This is a genomic window from Nostoc sp. TCL26-01, assembly GCF_013393945.1.
In the GTDB taxonomy this organism is placed as follows: Bacteria; Cyanobacteriota; Cyanobacteriia; order Cyanobacteriales; family Nostocaceae; genus Trichormus.
The window spans coordinates 5,762,168-5,781,001 of the sequence record NZ_CP040297.1; the positions used below are offsets into that span (position 1 = coordinate 5,762,168).

An 18,834-nucleotide genomic window follows, 5' to 3' on the forward strand; every position below is an offset into this window, starting at 1 on the left:
ATATCTAATATGCAAATTTCCTCACCCCTATTTCGTCACTGCTTTCATCGATAAACTAATCCGTTTCAATTTAGTATTAACTTCCAGCACCCGGACTTTGACAACTTGCCCGACTTTCACAACTTTTTTGGGGTCATCAACAAATCTGTCAGCTAGTTGGGAGATATGTACCAAACCATCTTGATGTACACCAATGTCCACAAATGCGCCAAAGTTAGCGACGTTGGTGACAATTCCCTCTAGTTCCATTCCTTCTGCTAAATCGCTAATTTCCTTAATCCCTTCTTTAAAGGTGGCGTATTTAAATTCCGCACGGGGATCTCTCTCTGGTTTTTCTAATTCTTTGAGAATATCTCGCAGTGTGGGTTCGCCAATTGTGGCGGTGACGTATTTTTTCAAGTCGATTTTTTGGAGTTTTTCGGCAATTTGTGTGACTTGATTTAAAGGTACATTTAAGTCTGAAGCGATCGCTTGCACAACTGGATAACTTTCTGGATGCACTGCTGTATTATCTAGTGGGTTTTCCCCACCGCGAATCCTCAAAAAACCAGCAGCCTGTTCAAATGCTTTTGGCCCTAGTTTCGGAACCTTTAATAGTTGACGACGGTTTTTAAAGGCTCCATGCTCGTTGCGATAAGCCACAATATTGTTTGCTACTGTCGGTGTAATTCCCGAAACAAAAGTTAACAATTCCTTGGAAGCCGTATTTAAATCTACACCCACGTAGTTGACGCAACTTTCTACCGTCTCATCTAGTTTCTTTTTCAACAATTTCTGATCAACATCATGCTGATATTGACCCACACCAATCGATTTGGGATCAATTTTCACAAGTTCCGCTAATGGGTCTTGCAAACGCCGACCAATACTAATTGCCCCACGCACTGTGATATCTAAATCCGGAAACTCTTCTAAGGCTACTTTGCTAGCAGAATATATAGATGCACCCGACTCATTTACCATCACTTTAATGGGTTGGCGCTCTAAAGTTTGTAATACTTGCAAGACAAACTCATCTGTTTCGCGGGAAGCTGTACCATTACCAATGGCAATTAGCTCAATTTTGTATTTTTCAATGAGGTTTTTAATAGTTTGTGAAGCTTTTATACGCTGTTCAGCAGCTTGATGTGGAAAGATGGCTTGATATTGCAAAAATTTCCCAGTTTCGTCAATCACCGAGACTTTACATCCAGTTCTAAATCCCGGATCTATAGCTAGGGTTGGTTTCATGCCGGCTGGTGCAGATAGCAATAATTCACGCAGATTTGTTTCAAATGTCTTGATAGATTCAATATCTGCATAGGTTTTCTTGTCTGCAATTACTTCTCCTACCAGAGAGTTTTTCATCAAGCGATTGAAGGCATCTTTGAGCATCACCTGATAGAAATCTCGAATTAACCGGACTTTTGTTTTAATCTCTTGCGCTTCTAAGTAAGCAAGTACTAAATCTTCCTCAAAAGCAATATCAAAATTTAAGATTCCCTCAGATTCACCCCGACACAACGCCAGCATATTATGGGGAGCAATATTTCTGACTTTAATTTGATATTGGCGATACATCTCAAATTTAGTTGTACCTTCAGGGTAATCATCTTTAATGCGAGAAACAAATACCCCATTTTCTAGGAGATATTCTCGAATATATGCGCGTAAATCAGCTTTTTCTGCCACTTCTTCGGCTAGGATGTCAGCAGCACCCTTCAGTGCTTCCTCTGCGGTGGTAACTCCCTCAGAAATATATTTTGCTGCTTCATCCTGTAATGATACGGAAAGAGGATTTTTGATATTGAGTGATTTGATTAATTCTGCTAGCGGTTGTAATCCTTTTTCTCTGGCGATTGTGGCACGAGTGCGTCGCTTGGGACGATAGGGTAAATATAAATCTTCTAGTTCAGTTTTTTGTAAACAAGATACAATTTTTGCTTCCAGTTCATCTGTAAGTTTACCTTGTTCAGCGATCGCCTTTAAAATCGCTGACTTTCTTTCTTCTAATTCCGTTAAGTAAGTATACCTATCAGCAAGTTCACGCAATTGGACTTCGTTCATCTCACCAGTGCGTTCTTTGCGGTAACGAGCAATAAATGGAACAGTTGCACCCTCTGCTAAAAGTTCCAGTGCGTTCTGCACCTGATGAGGTTTAAGTTCTAATTCAGTTGCCAGTAATTGAGGAATGTTCAGCATCGGGTGTTGAGTATGAAAACGTAACTCCTAAAAGTAATATGCTAAGTCTTTGTTCTGATCATATCTGCAAGTATTAAGCTAATTTAGCAGATGCTTACGTAATTTTTACAAAAAATGTTGTTATTTTAAGTAATGTATTGTGACTCAGCTTGTTACAATGAGAAATTACCGACAATTGCAAAATAGCTTTTAGCCATTTTTATTAAAACTTTACATTTTTGGTTGAGAGGTAAGTACAAATGCCTATGTTTTTTTTGGTTCCCCTTGTGGCTGGTTTAGCAACTGGTTACATATCCAAAAAATGCCAAGATGAGGTAGGTTATCTGACTGGTACATTTACAGTGATTAGCTTGGTTTTAAGTTTAGTGCTAGCACCCTGGCAAATTCAGCTAGCTTTACTCATTTTGGTATTAACTAGTACTCATAAATTTTTAAAACGAAATTAGGGAAATTTGCATCAGTGAATCGACCGAGAAAGACTAGAATAATAGCGATCGCCAACAAATACAGTCTTTCTCAATCATGAGCATTTTTATATGATCTTGACTTTCAAAAGATGATTTTTTAGTACTGAGAATTGCCAGTATTGGCATTTTTTCATCACATAAGCATTCAAATAACATCCAAGTACGGTGTTGATCACTGCACCTATATCCATACTTTTCATCTACTACCCATTTTTATCTAGATTTTATAGCTTTGATCAGCCATTATTTGTCGGTGAAGTCTGATTTTAGACGGTTTCTCCTCACTTACATGGGAATTAAAACTGATTCTCAACCGTTTATTAAGCATACGTATTTTATTATTAATAATTTCTTTATATTTTTTTCATAAATCGGGTATTATGGGTATGCCTCGCAACAAACAAGTTACGCAGGAGTCTGATTAGTTATGTGAATTAATAGCTTGATGCAGTTTTTTGTAGTAGACGCAGGGCTGTATCTGTAGCCTTTAGCACTCTCATAGATTGTTTTCCTTGGAGAAGAAATCATCAATTCAGGTGTATAACCATAAATAATTTGTTGGACGAAGTAAGTATTCACACGTCAGTGATATTGGTAAATAGGTATTAGCTTTGATACGTGATAATGCTACTTGACGTTTATCTAAACAAGTGTGTTATTTAGATTAGAAACTAAAACTATAGTACCAAATAACTAAGTAGTTGAAACTTCCTCATTTGGTCTTTATCTAGAGAAAAATGGCACAAAATTAAGATCCCAGCCAGATACCAAGTAGTTCTCAAATTCTATCTCCAACACAATTTGGAGATAGGGATTTACGAAAACTGTGTCCAAGCCAAATCTTTGGACTACAACTAGCTCAAGGCTTCAATAATGAAGCTTATTGGCTTATTTTCGTGTGTCTTTCTTTAGATAATCTTCCCTATTTTTTAGTCCCTTATAACTCGCGTTAGATACCATGAAAATCCCCCATAACCCCTTACGGTTGAATCTTTCTAGACGAAAATTCCATTCCCTACTGTTAATGGGATTGACGGGATTGAGCCTATCAGTTTTGTCAAGTTCTGGTTTTATCCCTGCGGTATGCGCTCAATCAATCACATCGTCATTATTCAATTGGAAGAGCGTCAATATTCAGGGAATGGGCTATGTGACAGGTTTGGTGATCTCCCCATTATCACCTTATGATGTCTATATCCGCACAGATGCAGGTGGTGCATATAGATTTGACTTTGCTAATAATCAATGGCTACCTCTGATGGATAAATTCAATTCCAACTTTGCTGGCGGAGGCATTGGTGTCGAAAGTATTGCGATTGATCCGCAAAATGCACAGAGAGTCTATGCAGTCGTCAATCGGAATAATAAAACTTACGAAGAATATGGCAACATAAAATATCAGTTTTCTGGCGAGGTCATGGTTTCCAACGATAGGGGAGCAAATTGGCAACCAACCGGGTTAGGAGCTAAAAATGTTTTCGTTGGCCCTAACCAAGCTTACCGATCTGACACAGGTGAGAGATTAGCAGTTGATCCCAACAATTCTGACATCCTCTATTTTGCTTCTCGAAGAAATGGTCTGTGGAAAAAGACTGGTTCGACAACATGGTCTCAAGTATCTGGTGGATTACCTGCGGCTAGTAGCTTACCCAAATATAAAAACGCAGACGGTTCTGATAATCCAGATATTGCTGGTTTCACATTTGTAGCTTTTGACAAATCCAGTGGTACACCGAATAACCCCAGCCAAAAAATCTATGTGGGAGTTCATGGTAGCGGTGTTTGGTGCAGTACCAACGGTGGTGCATCTTGGCGTAATCTTGTAGGTACACAAAACCCATTACGTGGCACAGTTGCCTCTGATGGCACTCTTTACGTTAGTTCTGGTAACTGGGACACCAATGCTGGTTCAGTTCGCAAATATAAAAACGGTACATGGACTAATATCTCTCCAGAAGGAGCTAACAGAATCTATTCATCTGTGACAGTACAGAAAGACCAGCCAGGGACAGTCGTTGCCGTTTCTGATCGCTATGTGTATCGCTCTACGAATGGTGGTAGCAATTGGACTAAGCAGACTCTCTACATGGGTGCTTATGATGCCAACTTCCCTCAAGATCCAGTTAACTCCTCTGCACCTCCCTACTACCAGTCATATGCTGGTACTGGCGCTTCTGTCGCCGTTATTGATCCCAGTAATGCCAAACAAGTATGGTGGACAAATGGCTGGGGTGTAGCCCGCACCGATGATGTGACGGCTACTAACCCATCATACAAATGGCTGATGAAGAATTTAGAAGAGCTAGATGCCAACATGGTACGTGTTCCTCCCAAGCCCAAAGAATTAGGGGGAGCAGATTTGTTAAGCGCAGTTCAGGATATGATTGGCTTCCGCCATGAAAACCGTGATCAAGTTCCAACTGCTCACATTAACCCACTCAATATTCCCGTTAGTACATGGTACAAATGGGCAAATCCTGACTGGCAAGTTTATCCTGCACCATTTCCTCACGTTGCTGGTGCAACAGGTATGGATTACTCTTATAAAAATCCTGACTACGCAGCATTTGTGGGGTTTCATCAGTGGCAAGGTTTTTGGCCTGTATACGGCATGACTCAAGATAACGGTAAAACTTGGCAAGCTTTTGAGTCTCTTCCTTCAGAAATGATGTGGAAATGGGATAAATCTGGTCAAGAACTAGTCATGCCCAGTGGTGGGCAGATAGCGATGTCACCCACAAATCCGCAAAATATGGTTTGGGCCCCTTCTTGGGGAAGCTGGCCCCACTACACAACCGATGGTGGCAAAACTTGGAAGCTGACATTTAACATAGATCATCCACTGCCACCTGTGCCTTATGATCCGCAAAACAACGACCATACACATTACACAGCACTGCCCAAGTCTTGGGCTAATAGTATTTCTCCCTGGTTAAGTAGTTATATATTGGCAGCAGATCGTCAAGATCCAAATGGTAAAACCTTTTACTACTTCGATGGCTGGAAATTCTATTACAGTACAGATGGTGGTGCAAATTGGCGCAAAAGTGCAGCTGACAATCTTCCGTCATGGAAGATTCGCCCAACCATAGTTCCTAACCCCACAAAAACGGGTGATGTGTGGATGAGCTTTGCTCGTAATCCAGATGAGGCTGCTGGTAATAAACTGTATCGTTCTTCTGATAGCGGTAAGACTTTCGTGACTATCCCCTCAGTAGATAGTTGTGAGTATATAGCTTTCGGCAAGGGTTCCTCTGATACTAACCCTTACATTTACATCTTTGGTCGTGTAGGTGGCGCAACTCAAGACACAATGTACAAGTCAGAAAATATGGGTCAGTCTTGGGTGCAAATTAGTAATCCTAATGTCCTGCAATTTCCAGGAATTCATCATATGGAAGGAGATATGCGATCGCCTAATCTTGTTTACGTAGCTTTGGGAGGTCGTGGCATTATGCAAGGAAACCTAACACCATGATAGATAACTACTCAAACCCAACAACAGGAATTTATCTCTGAAGTTAAATCCCCACATTGGCAATTCTGAAATATCAATTGATATGTGGACATCAATCATTAGCTCTAGCAAATACTTGGTCGAAAGAACATATTCTTTCTCTCAAAGTGGACGCTTGCTGCTCACCAATAAGTCCACTATCAATTCATTTTTGCAGCTTTGCACTATTATTGAGCATAAGAATTGTATACTCCAATAGCTTTTAACCTAACCTACAAGAGCATATCTATAGGGAATCCAAACCCTAAACTGTTTCTAATTATTAAAAATACAGCCAAGATACCGATAAACAAAGCTGTCATCTGAATGTCCTGGGCTATACAAGATAATTGTTCTCGTTTTAGTCCATAAAGGTTAACTAGATACAATGGGAGATCGCTAAGAGCAATCACAATAATTGCTCCAATGATACCAAAATTAAAAAATGCTAAAGGTAATCCTGCACCAATCATGACAAATCCTGCTAAATTACTTTGGGCTGAATACAAAGCTTTGCCAATCGCTAAGAGTGCAGGACTAATAGTGTAAAATAGCACTGAAACCCAAATACCACAGGTTAAAATTGGCATCATCCAAGTGGCTTCTTGATATCTTTGGTCATAAAGTAATGTAATTAACAGATCGCCAACAGTCACTAGAACAGCTAAGAAAATAGCAAAACCAATTAATATCAAACGACGTTGACGCAAAATTTTATCTCGCAAAGTTGCTCGCGGTATCCCAGATTGATTAGATATTGCTGGAAAGATGACTCTGTTGCTAATTTGTTTGATAATTTCACGAGGTATACCAGCTAAGGTGTAGGCGACTGCATAGACACCCAGGATCTCAAATGAAAGCAACTTAGCAAGAATCAGACGATCTGCTTGCTCATTTAAAAATGTCATCCCAGATGCTAAAAACATCCATTTTCCAAAGGACATAATTTCTTGGACAGAATCTTCATCCCAAGCAAAACGGTTGACATATCCTGGTACTAACCAGTAGCTAGCTACCATTCCATATATTGAACCAATGACTGCTCCAGCTGCTAGAACTACAACACTGTGGTTCAAATAAGCCAAAACAACAAATGTCGATAGTGTCAAAACCTGGAGACTAAAATAATATATAGTTAATTTTCCCAGTTCCAGATGGCGTTGAAGCATATGTCTACTAGTAGAACTAAATCCATCAAAAACTGAGGACAACCCCACCACGGGAATTAACCACAAAAGTCTATCTTCATGATAAAAATTTGCCATTGGCCAAGTCATCAGCACACACAACAGCCAAATGACAAAACCACGAATCACAGATAATGTCCAGGCAGTGTTTAAAAAAACAGGTTCATCACCACGCTTGTTGTTGATAATACTTTGGGAAATACCAAGATCAGAGAATAATTCTATACCAATTCTCAAAGTATTAACTACAGCCATTAAACCAAAAAATTCTGGTGTTAATAAACGAGTGAGAATTAAGTTACTTCCTAATCGCAGTATCTGGCTAGATCCATAACCTGCAATAGTCCAGATTGTTCCCCTAATAGCAAGCTTTTTTAAAGATGTCATAGTTATGTCTCAGTTTTGAGAGATTACACTTGCCTAAGTAACAATTTAGCTCATGTGAATAAATGTTAAATAGCTGTATAAAATCTTTTATTAAAAAAATAAATTTAACTTAAAATATTTATCTATAACGACTCAAGTTAGTTAGCCTAAGTTTTTTGGTATTTTGTTTAGACATGAAGATGCCTAACAACTACTCAAAAAATTACAGAAGATTGCGTTTACTTTTCTTCGCCAAAGAAAACATTGTTTACTGAACAAATATCTAATTAAGGTATTGATTCCTGATTGCATACATTGCTCTACCTTTACACTAAGTTTCGTTTCTAGAATATTAATTTTTTATTAAAAATAACTTGCATTGTGTGTTTTTATATCTATATCATTGGCTGAATGAAGTTTGTCTCGAACACAACCATATCACAGTGTTATTACAAAGTAAAACAGATAATGATGTGTAAATCTTATACGTAGATACAAGGTTATTTTTTAAATTTATCGTAAAGATTATTTAGTAAATTGATGATGCACACAATTGCAAAAGTCAAAAAACCCTTTGATTCAAGGATTTTAGGCACATACACAGTGATTTTTGATTTAGTAGCATTAATCACGTCTAAATGCTTCAATTTAAAATGACATGAAAAAAGTTGTTTTGATTCTAACATTCATCCTCAATATGAGGATGACTGATTTATTTTTATCAGTACTTGTTAGTGGTAAATTACCTTTGCAGAATTATAAATGCCAACATTACATGATTCAAATCAGATGTGATGAGAGTCAAATTAACCGAAATAAAGATATCAATAGAAGTATCAATAGCTAATGAATCCCACAGTTGTAACTCAGTCTTTAGATGTTAAGCCAAAAGCTCACTTCCTTTTCCTGGATGGATTACGAGGTATTGCGGCTTTTTGGGTAGTTTTATATCACATTGGGCCGAATGAAAGATTGCCACAACTAATGCAACTCTTGCCGACGTGGTTAGTGACGGTATTATTCAAATGGGGTAGTCTGGGGGTAAGTATATTTTTTGTCCTGAGTGGTTTTGTCATTGCCTACTCATTACGGAATGCCAAGATTGACATTAAGTATTTTCAGTATTTTACGCTGCGTCGTTTCGTGCGTCTGAGTCCACCTTATTATGTATCAATTGTTATTGCTTTAGCTTTTGCACTTTTATCATCCTATGCCAAAGGTAACGCTTTTGCACCTATGGGTGAGCCTGTTTCTCTACAGAGGCTAGTTGCTCATTTATTCTATGTGCAGAGCTTTTTTGGATTTCAACATATTGATGATGCCTACTGGACTTTGTGTTTGGAAGTACAGTTCTATTTAGTTTTTTGTGGGCTATTAGGTTTATCACAATGGCTAAATCACAGATTTAATTTGAAGTATGCTTTGACCATTGTGTTTATCCCTGCTGCTATAGTTGCAGCCTCATATCCTCTGGGGATCTTTGGGGATCAAGGTAGACCAATCACATTTTTACCATTATGGTATGGTTTTTTACTTGGGGTATTTGCTTATTGGTCATGGCACGATCAACGGAAACGTAATTTATTTTATTTCTACTCATTGGTGTTACTAGCAGTGGGAATAATTAATTCATCACATTTTGCGATCGCCTGTGTATTGACTGCTGCCATCATCCTAGAAGTGGCTAGGGCAAATCGCCTACAAACTTGGTTCAGTTGGTCATGGCTGCAATTTTTAGGTAAGATTTCTTACGCTTTGTATTTGACTCATGTACCTTTACTGGGGGCTACTTATTTCCTAGTCCACAAGTTTTTTGCTGACAGCCTGGTCAGTGAATTACTCAGCCTCATCATCGGATTTGCGGTTTGTATTGTTTGTGCTGTGTTGGTATGGCAACTGGCAGAAAAGCCGGCAATTAAATGGAGTCAAAGTATTAAACTGGTCAACAGTCGGGAGGCAATCAAAGCATGAAATTACTGGTAACAGGAGCATCTGGCTTTCTGGGACAATATGTAGTTCTAGCAGCCTTACAACGGGGACATCAAGTGCGCGTGGTTATCAGACCAAACACGGAAGCCAAACATTTACCCTGGTATCACCATCCCTCAGTAGAAATAGCACATCTAGATTTGAGACAACAGAACTTACTGGCAACTGCTTTACAAGGGATTGATGTAGTAATCCACTTGGTAGCAGCAAAAACGGGAGATTTTGATACTCAGTATGCTAGTACGGTTGTGGCAACAGAGAGTTTACTGGCGGAGATGGTAGCCACTCAAGTATTACGACTAGTAGCAATTAGTACTTTTTCTGTATTTGATTATCTCCACATCCCAGCTGGTACAACTATTGATGAGGATACGATGCTCGTCCAAGAACCTGAGCAGCGTGATATCTACGCACAAGTCAAACTCATCCAAGAAAATCTGTTCCGCAAGTTTGAGCAAGAACATAATGGACAGGTAACAATCATCCGTCCAGGAATGATTTATGGGCAAGATAATTTATGGAATGCTTGTCTGGGTGTGAAAGTGAGCGATCGCCTCTGGATCAGAATTGGTGCTAATGCCCAAATGCCTCTGACTTATGTGGAGAATTGTGCCGAGGCAATTATCTTGGCAACAGAGAGTCAGCAGGCAATTGGTGAAACATTGAATATTGTCGATGACGATTTACCAACCCAAAAGATTTATGCTGAGAAAATAGGGCAACTGATGAAGCGATCGCCATACACAATCCCGATCACTTGGACAGCAATGCGCCTATTAACTCAAGCCATTTGGCAGTGTAATATGTTACTACTGTCAGGTAAGGTTAAGCTTCCGGGTATTCTTGTGCCAGCGAGATTACACGCTCGCTTTAAGCCATTATTTTACACTAATCGCCGCGCTCACCAAATACTGAACTGGCAGCCCAAGTACTCACTGGATGCTGCCTTGGAACGCAGTTGTCATAACATCCAGTCACTACCAGAACCTTCCATCCTCCCTCTGCAATCATAATTATTGATCTATGCGTATTGCCTACCTCACAGGAGAATACCCCAGGGCAACAGATACCTTTATCCAACGGGAAGTAGCAGCCCTGAGAGATTTGGGTGTAGATGTACACACCTTTTCTGTCCGCCGAACTGGTGATGAACATATCGTTGGCCCAGAACAGCAAAAAGAACGCGATCGCACATTCTACATTTTGCCAGTAAATTTGCTCAAGTTACTGTTAGCTCACACCAGCCTGTTGGTGAGTTCGCCTATGAGATATTTAGGGGCATTAAAACTAGGATGGGCAACTAGGCAACATGGTGTACGCGGTACACTTTATCAACTGTTCTATTTTTTGGAAGCGGGGATTCTTGCTCATCAAATTCAGCAACAGCAGATTGTCCATTTACATAACCACTTTGGGGATTCTAGTTGTAGTGTGGCAATGTTAGCTGCTGAATTGGGTGGTTTTAGTTTTAGCTTCACAATGCACGGCCCTTATATTTTCTTTGAACCGCATACGTGGCGGATTGATGAAAAAATCAATCGCGCCTTGTTTGTCGCTTGTATTAGCCACTATTGCCGTAGTCAAGGGATGATCTTTGCGTCGGCTGAGAAATGGCCACAAATGCACATCATCCATTGTGGCATTGATCCCGCTTTATTCAATGTCGTGACTCATGAACAATCAGGGGGACGGTTGCTGTATGTGGGACGTTTGGCAGTAGTCAAAGGTTTGCCGATTCTGTTGACGAGTTTGGTGAGGTTGCAGCGATCGCATCCTGATATTGTACTCACTGTTGTGGGTGACGGCCCTGATCGCGCCCAGTTAGAACAAATGACTGAACAGTTAAGATTGAGTGGGAATGTCAAATTTGTCGGCTATCAATCTCAGACTGAAGTACGTCAGTATATGCAGCAAACAGATGTATTTGTGATGTCCAGTTTTGCTGAGGGTGTACCTGTGGTATTGATGGAAGCAATGGCGGCGGGTGTACCCGTGGTAGCTACACAAATTGCGGGTGTGAGTGAGTTAGTAGAAAATGGTGTGAGTGGCTATCTTGTACCACCAGGAGATGCAGTTTCTCTGGCTAATTCCATCGATAAATTATTGCATGATCATCAACTGCGGATAGCTTTTGGTCAAGCCGGTCGAGCTAAAGTGGAACAAGAGTTTAACATTCATCATGAAGCGGCTCGCCTGTACAATGTGATGAAAAATGCTCTACCAGGCAAAATTGAACATCCTTGAGAAGTTAACCAGATATAGAGACGTTAATGCCTTATGTCGTTTATAACGTCTCTATCCGTTTATTTAGCACTGCGGGTTGCCATGACTAACTCAATCAGAGGTTTGGCAAACTGTTGCATTGTCAGATGTGAGCGAACATACTCAGCCCCTGCACGCCCCATTGCCAAGCGTAGTTCTGGGTTATCTCGGAGTCGCATCATTGCTGCTGCCAGAGCTTCGGGATTTTCCGGCTCTACGAGGATACCCGCGCCGATTGTTTCTATGTTCACAATGTCATCAAGACTACTGGTGCGTGTCTTGATGATTGGCAGGCCGACAGCCATCAACTCAAGCATATTAGTCCACCCCACCGCCGTTCGCTTGCTGTCATCACGCTTGAGTATAACTAAGCCTGAATAGGCTCCCTTATAAAGATCACGGATACCCCAAGGAGATATGACTTCATCAATTACTCGGACATTGGCAGGAGTTGTTGAAAAATTTTGACCCCGGGCGGCAATGATCAGCGATTCATCGATCAATTCTGCTGCGCGTATGAGCGTATCAAAATCCCGTCCAGTTACACCAGTCGATATGTGATGTTCGCCACTTGGTTGCACGATTTGATGCAGTGCAGATTCGGGATCGATACCCCAAGGTGCATAGCGGACACGCACAGATTTCAAGGACTGGAAACGTGAGTGAGCATAGGGAGTCATGCACAACAAACCAAAATGACGATTCGGTGCCAGCAATGCCTCGCCTGCGTATACTAATGATACGAAGGGCGTTTTTCGCAAACCCAAAGTGCTTTCCAAAACTGTCCGAATTAACAGGTTGTGATTGGAATAGATCAGGTCGTATTCGTGTGTATCCGAGAGAAGCCAATCTTGTCCAAAGCGCTCCCAGAAACGGCTGTACCGATTAGCCACCGTAACTTCGATTCCCTCTGCCAATAACTCCTTGACACCCCATGCGTGATGCTGGTTTTCACCTAAATCGAGAACCTTTTCGATGAGTTCCGCATCAGTGGCAAAGGGAAACATCATTACACGGGCAGATACTTGGCTGGGTGAGAATGTGACACCATGTTTCTGGTAGCTGACGTTGTAGTTCATAGTTATGTAATGATGAATTATTTTGCCCAAGACATTGGCTCGATTGGCTCAAAGGAAGTGGTCATTTTATAGGTAGAGCCTGTTTCTAAAGCATTTTGGATTGCCAAGACAATCTCATTGTTGTGCAAAGAAAATCTCGTTGATAGTCGGCAAGGGCGATTTTGGGCGATCGCTTCTGCCATTTCTGCTACACCCCGACAAAAATCCATTTGCTGTGCGCCTCTGTATCCTAATCTGGGAGCTTTTTTGACTAGTGGGTAACGTTGTTTCCACACACCTTCGAGTCTTTTTCTGCCAATGTTAATGCTGCGTCTAATATAAACTGGCGCTCCGTAAAACCAGGAATCATGGATGCCCAGTATACCGCGATCGCCAATAATTCTCAGTGAGTGGTCATGGGGGGCAACAATGCTGCACGTCAGTCTGGCAACTACACCAGAAGCAAATTTGATACAAGCGACAGAAAAATCTGGGGCATTGATATCTAAGGGAACATCAGTTTGTTTATCTGGAATGAGACAGGAGGAAAAAGCACTGACGGTTTCTGCTGGGCCGAAAAATGCTGTTAGCCATGTGACATAGTAACCAGCGTGTTCTAAAGTACAGCCGACTTCAAACTCATCTTTATAAGGCCAGGGAATACCTGATTCACTCATCCATCTTTGATAGGGCATTTGGTGAACGAGTCCGTCGTCCATTTCTGCATACACCAGGCGCACTGTCCCGACTTGATTTTCCCGCAATGCTTTCCAAATTGTCTGGGCTGTTTCACTCAGCAAACTACATGGTGCAGAAGAGATATATAAACCTTTTTGTTCGGCTAGGGTTGCTAGTTTTTCAGCTTGCCACATTTCCATTGCTAGTGGTTTTTCCGAATAGACGTGCTTACCAGCTTGCAAACAAGCGTGAGAAACTTCGTAATGACTGCTGGGATTGGTTAAGTTCAATACTATGTCAATGTTGTCATCCTCTAGCAGTTCCTCCAGGGAATCATAAATCCGGGGAATGCCATGATAGGCTGCAAATTTAGAGGAGCGATCGCTATTACGATCCATTACTCCCACTAATTCTAATGTCGAATGCAAGGGTAAAGTTTTCAGATAATAATCAGCCACAAAACCACAGCCGACAATAGCAATTGATTTTGTGGATGATTTATTCTTGTCGTTGATTTTAGAGGTAAGCTTTTCTGAAGGTTTAATTAACATGACAATTTTAAAATATATTCTTTAGTTAAGTAGCGCTTTTGTATTCAATGATGGTGGTTTGTTGCTTGAGTAAGCGGGAAATATGGAATTGGATTTGACCTTGGAGTTGGGGAAATTTATCTAGGACACAAAATAAAGCGTAGGCGATCGCATCCTCTGATTTTATGCCACGCTGTTTTGTATAGCCATACACTCGATAAGCTAGGAAACTGTACGCCATCAGCAGTAAAATCAGACTCAGACCTCCAGTTAACCAAGCCGTTGTCACTGCTAACAATGGTAATAACAAACCCCAAAACCAAATTCTCTGACTTTCCTTTACCCAATGCCTTTCCGGACTGGAACCATGCAACCAAGAACCCTCAGCATAAGCATAACCTCCCCGTTGCGATCGCTTCCACCATTGACTAATCTGAGTAATTCTGGCATCATGCCATGTCATATCTGCATCTACACGGAGGATCACACCACCTGCTTGACGCAAGCGCACGCATAGTTCTGGTTCTTCACCTGCAATCAGACTAGGATTAAATCCACCGACATTTTTGAGGGCGCTGACTCTCATCATGGAATCACCACCACAAGCTTTAGCTTCACCGATGGGCGTATTCCATTCAATATCACAGAGACGATTGTAAACAGAATTGGCAGGAAATTCTTCCCGACGGCAACCACAAACAACGACAACCTGGGGTTTAGCAATTAATTCACTCACGGCTGTTGCCAGCCATCCTTCTACTACTCGACAATCCCCATCGACAAACTGGACAAACTCTGTGTTTGGTTGCACCTGCAATAAATATTCAAAACCCACATTTCTCGCACGAGCCGCAGTAAAAGGAATCGATAAGTCTAGTTCGACTACATCCACCCCTAAAGACTTAGCCAAAACCACACTATCATCAGTGGAACCAGAGTCTACATAGACAACTCTTATACTTTCGCCTAATACTGATAGTAGACACTGATGTAGTCGATTTCCCTCATTTCTGCCAATAACAACCACTCCTATGGACACCACTGTTAACCCCCATTCATCCATAATCATTTTCTGACTCAATATTTAGTGAATAGCTTTAATTTTAAAAAATTAAAAGTTCAACTTTTTCTCTTAATATTTCATTTCAAAGGTATTTTTCACTTAAATATTATCGTAGCTTTATAGTGCCTAAGTATACTATTTAATTGATGACTATACCATTAAATACAGAATCACTATATAACTTCAATCTTTCTTCAAGAACTCGCCACTTTTGTTTACTAATACCTAATCAAATCAGAATTTATCCAGGGAGGCATTTGCTGACTTTACATAATTTTTATCAAAATGTAAATATAATTTCAAAAATGATAGCAATACAAATCTTTTCTCCAGGTATAATTTACACTGAACATCATATTGATTCTAACTATAAGTACCACTGTAACTTTAGGCAATGCCTGAAAAGAGGCTGATGTGGTAGTTCTCGCTCACCATATATAAGACTGTTTTTTGTCGTTGAGCTTTAGTGCTACAGAAGCGATGCACTGCTTGGACAAGAGCAAAAAATGGCACTAACCAATGGCTCAAACAGATTTACATCTGTTTTCGGACTCCAATTCATCCTGACTCCTAAATTCTATTTAGATAAATATTTTTCTCAAAATATAGACTTACCAAGAGACTAACAAAAGTGGCATTTAACTCATTTGAATTTCTGTTTTTTTTAGCTATTACCTATTTTCTATACCGACTTGTTCCCTGGCGTGAGCAAAACATCATTTTGCTGGTTGCCAGCTATGTATTTTATGCTTCCTGGGATATTCGGTTACTGGGTTTGATTGTGTTATCAACCGTCACCTGTTTCTGTTGCGGGGTGATGATTGAGTCTGGTCGGATGACGCGCTTTCATCGCTATCTGGCGGCGGGATCACTTGTTCTGGCTTCTCTTGCTTTTAATACTTGGCAATGGGATGCTATCAAGTTAAATCTCTTGCCTTTAAACCTATCAATTCAATGGCAAAAACTACTACCTACTCAAATAGGCGGTTGGTTATTTTTTGTAAGTGCGCTGTTGTTTGTCGTCATTGCTAACCTCATGTATCCGAGGTGGGTTTTATTAAAACAGCAGAAAAAACGGCAACTATTTTTATGGATTGGCATTGTTATTCATATAGGGATTCTAGGGTTTTTCAAATACTGTAATTTTTTCATTGATAGTACAGTTAATTTGGTACGAGTGATCGGAATTCCCCTAGAATCACCACATTTAAACCTGATTGCGTCTATCGGTATTTCGTTTTATACATTCAAAGCGATTAGCTACATCGTTGATGTCTATAAGGGAAAGATCGAAGCCTGTGATAGTTTTCTTAACTTGGCATTATTTCTCAGTTTCTTTCCTCCCTTACTAGCAGGCCCCATTGACAGAGCCGGAAAATTACTGCCACAGTTATCGAGTCCTCGACATCTAAATTTTCAGCAAACATCAGAGGGTATTTTCCTGATTCTCTTTGGGTTATTTAAGAAATTAGCGATCGCTGATGGTATTGCTAGTTCAGTCAATGCCGTTTATCAGGCTACAGGCAAAGTTTCCTGGCTCGATGTTGTCTTAGCGACTTTGCTCTACACAATTCAGATATACTGCGATTTTTCCGGCTACTCTGACACAGCCAGAGGTATATCTAAACTATTTGGCATAGATTTGACGGATAATTTTAATCTACCCTACTTTTCCAAAACCCCTAGCGAGTTCTGGCAACGTTGGCATATTAGCCTATCCACTTGGCTCAGAGATTATCTCTATATTCCTCTGGGTGGTAATCGTCGAGGCGATTTGAGAACTTATCAAAACCTGATGACGACAATGGTGCTGGGGGGATTGTGGCACGGTGCAGCCTGGAATTTTATTCTCTGGGGCTTCTATCAGGGCGCAATTCTGTGTATCTATCGAGTGTTTTCTCCCAAAGAGCAAAAAACTTCAGCATTGAGCAATCAAGGTCTAGGCTTGATTTGGGGAATGGGTGCAACCTTGTTGTTCTTTGTTGTCACTTGTTACGGTTGGTTACTGTTCCGTGCTACATCGCTAACACAAGTGATTACCTTTACACAAATTTTATTCACAGATTTGGGTAATTTCTCTTTAAGTATGCCAAAACCACCTCTAGCAGCCATCGTGGGTATACCTTTATTAATTGGCTACGAAGTTTCGGCATATCTGGCAGGTAATGCAGATTTTCGCTATCGCTTTCCCACGCCAGTCCGGGCAGCTCTTTACGCTGCACTTATATTTATTCTTTTAATGGGAACAAGTAATGCACCTGCTCAATTTATCTACGCTACGTTCTAAGCCATACAGTAATAGCAAAACCAGGCACAAAGCTGTGGTGATGGGACTGTGGATTGTCTTCTTTCTATTATTTATCGATGCTAGTGTCAATATTTTATTTCCTTACCCATCAAATCCCCAGACAGCATCTAATCAAACTAGTCTCTACTTTAATTATGGGCGATCAATTGCAGGTAAGCTTAACCAAATGGTGGGCAAGACAGATGATTCTAGTTCAGCGATCGCTCAGGCTGGTTGGCTAGATCCAGAATTATGGCAAAAATTACCCACTACTCGCACCCAAGAAAAAGGTCTACTAGTTGCTGTTTATGGTATGTCATTCTCCAATCAAGTCGGTGAAGCAATGCGAGACATGGACTCGCAAATCACCTTGAGAATGATTGCTGCACCCGCCGCACCACCCAGCTATTCATATGCTGCTTATAATTTGGATCGGGGGAGACATGAAGCTGATGTGGTGGTTTTGGGAGTTCTCGCTTCTGCTGTCAAAGGACTAAGAGCCATGAGTGGAGCAACTTGGCAATTTGAAAGTCCTGCCCCTTATACTTACCCAAAATATTGGTTAGAAGCTGAAAAACTCCAACAAGTCCAGCCAGCGATCGCCTCCTTAAGTCAACTCCGTACTGCCCTGCACAACCAACAAAAATGGCAGGCTTACACACAGCAGTTACAAGAGCATGATCAATTTTTCCATCCTTTTTTATTTCCAGGCAATTTTTTAGATAATTTTGCCACTGTCCGTCTAATTCGTCGAGCTTGGGCGCAACATCATCAAAAAGCCATTGAACTACGAGTCTATAATGCTCAAGGATTTAATGCCGAATATGAAATTCCAGTTTTAAGAAAAATCATTAGCGAGTTTGCGAGTAGTGCCACTCAAGATGGCAAAATGCCAATAGTGTTGTTAATTAATGATCGTGGCTATGAAGATCATTTATATCAAGCATTAGCACCAACTCTAGAGAGTCAAAAAATTCCCTATATCAGCACTCATTCTCTAGTTTCTGTATCTGATTCTAGTAACTTTGTTCCTGATGGTCATTTTACCAAGAGTGCTAATCAAAAAATAGCTCAAGCAATGCTGCAATCAATCAACAAAAATTTTCGTCGATAGACTTCTAGAACTTACATTCATATACTCGAAATCAAAGATTTTCATAGAGGTATGAAGGTGTAAGTGAGTAAAATCCTTACACCCCTATATCCTTATACCAATTCACTAAAAATCTGATACAGATCCAAACATGGAAACTCTTGTAAAACCAGGCTT

General features: G+C 40.5%; 12 protein-coding genes. 7 read left to right on the forward strand and 5 right to left on the reverse strand.

Features of this window, described 5'->3' with window-relative positions; translation table 11 throughout:
• Positions 1–27 precede the first annotated feature (27 nt).
• Complete coding sequence (locus FD725_RS24885; protein ID WP_179050623.1) at positions 28–2,181, reverse strand: Tex family protein; 2,154 nt, start codon at positions 2,179–2,181, stop codon at positions 28–30.
• Positions 2,182–2,420: 239 nt separating this feature from the next.
• Between FD725_RS24885 and FD725_RS24890 the strand changes: the two genes are divergently transcribed.
• Together FD725_RS24890 and FD725_RS24895 are read left to right on the forward strand one after the other, a co-directional pair.
• The gene (locus FD725_RS24890) at positions 2,421–2,627 is read left to right on the forward strand and encodes a hypothetical protein (RefSeq protein WP_179050624.1); all 207 of its coding nucleotides are present in this window, start codon (positions 2,421–2,423) and stop codon (positions 2,625–2,627) included.
• Between the two features lie 979 nt (positions 2,628–3,606).
• A complete protein-coding gene (locus FD725_RS24895) occupies positions 3,607–6,126 on the forward strand; it encodes an exo-alpha-sialidase (RefSeq protein WP_179050625.1) in 2,520 nt (839 codons plus the stop codon).
• Positions 6,127–6,377: 251 nt separating this feature from the next.
• Here the strand turns inward: FD725_RS24895 and FD725_RS24900 are convergent, their stop codons facing one another.
• Positions 6,378–7,718, reverse strand: a complete 1,341-nt coding sequence (locus FD725_RS24900) for an oligosaccharide flippase family protein (RefSeq protein ID WP_179050626.1) — start codon at positions 7,716–7,718, stop codon at positions 6,378–6,380.
• A gap of 825 nt (positions 7,719–8,543) precedes the next feature.
• Between FD725_RS24900 and FD725_RS24905 the strand changes: the two genes are divergently transcribed.
• From FD725_RS24905 to FD725_RS24915, 3 genes are read left to right on the forward strand one after another with little or no spacing between them, the layout of a single operon-like run.
• A complete protein-coding gene (locus FD725_RS24905; protein WP_179050627.1) occupies positions 8,544–9,668 on the forward strand; it encodes an acyltransferase in 1,125 nt (374 codons plus the stop codon).
• Positions 9,665–10,699: an NAD(P)-dependent oxidoreductase gene (locus FD725_RS24910; RefSeq protein ID WP_179050628.1), complete on the forward strand. Its 1,035-nt coding sequence runs from the start codon at positions 9,665–9,667 to the stop codon at positions 10,697–10,699. The genes FD725_RS24905 and FD725_RS24910 overlap by 4 nt, the downstream gene beginning before the upstream one ends.
• Before the next feature lie 10 nt (positions 10,700–10,709).
• Positions 10,710–11,930 carry a glycosyltransferase family 4 protein gene (locus FD725_RS24915; protein WP_179050629.1) on the forward strand — a complete coding sequence of 407 codons (1,221 nt, stop codon included), beginning with the start codon at positions 10,710–10,712 and terminating at the stop codon, positions 11,928–11,930.
• 59 nt (positions 11,931–11,989) lie between these two features.
• On the opposite strand, the gene FD725_RS24920 is transcribed toward FD725_RS24915, so the two are convergent.
• Genes FD725_RS24920 through FD725_RS24930 form a run of 3 tightly spaced genes read right to left on the reverse strand, consistent with a single transcriptional unit; the run spans position 11,990 to position 15,283 of the window.
• On the reverse strand, positions 11,990–13,027 hold the full coding sequence (locus tag FD725_RS24920; protein WP_179050630.1) for a glycosyltransferase: 1,038 nt from the start codon (positions 13,025–13,027) through the stop codon (positions 11,990–11,992).
• A 17-nt stretch (positions 13,028–13,044) separates the two neighbouring features.
• Positions 13,045–14,235: a Gfo/Idh/MocA family protein gene (locus FD725_RS24925; protein WP_179050631.1), complete on the reverse strand. Its 1,191-nt coding sequence runs from the start codon at positions 14,233–14,235 to the stop codon at positions 13,045–13,047.
• A 25-nt stretch (positions 14,236–14,260) separates the two neighbouring features.
• The gene (locus tag FD725_RS24930) at positions 14,261–15,283 is read right to left on the reverse strand and encodes a glycosyltransferase family 2 protein (protein ID WP_372726691.1); all 1,023 of its coding nucleotides are present in this window, start codon (positions 15,281–15,283) and stop codon (positions 14,261–14,263) included.
• Between the two features lie 625 nt (positions 15,284–15,908).
• On the opposite strand from FD725_RS24930, the gene FD725_RS24935 reads away from it, so the two are divergent.
• On the forward strand, positions 15,909–17,564 hold the full coding sequence (locus tag FD725_RS24935; RefSeq protein WP_256871746.1) for an MBOAT family protein: 1,656 nt from the start codon (positions 15,909–15,911) through the stop codon (positions 17,562–17,564).
• Complete coding sequence (locus FD725_RS24940; protein WP_179050632.1) at positions 17,530–18,678, forward strand: hypothetical protein; 1,149 nt, start codon at positions 17,530–17,532, stop codon at positions 18,676–18,678. The genes FD725_RS24935 and FD725_RS24940 overlap by 35 nt, the downstream gene beginning before the upstream one ends.
• The last annotated feature ends 156 nt before the right edge of the window (positions 18,679–18,834 follow it).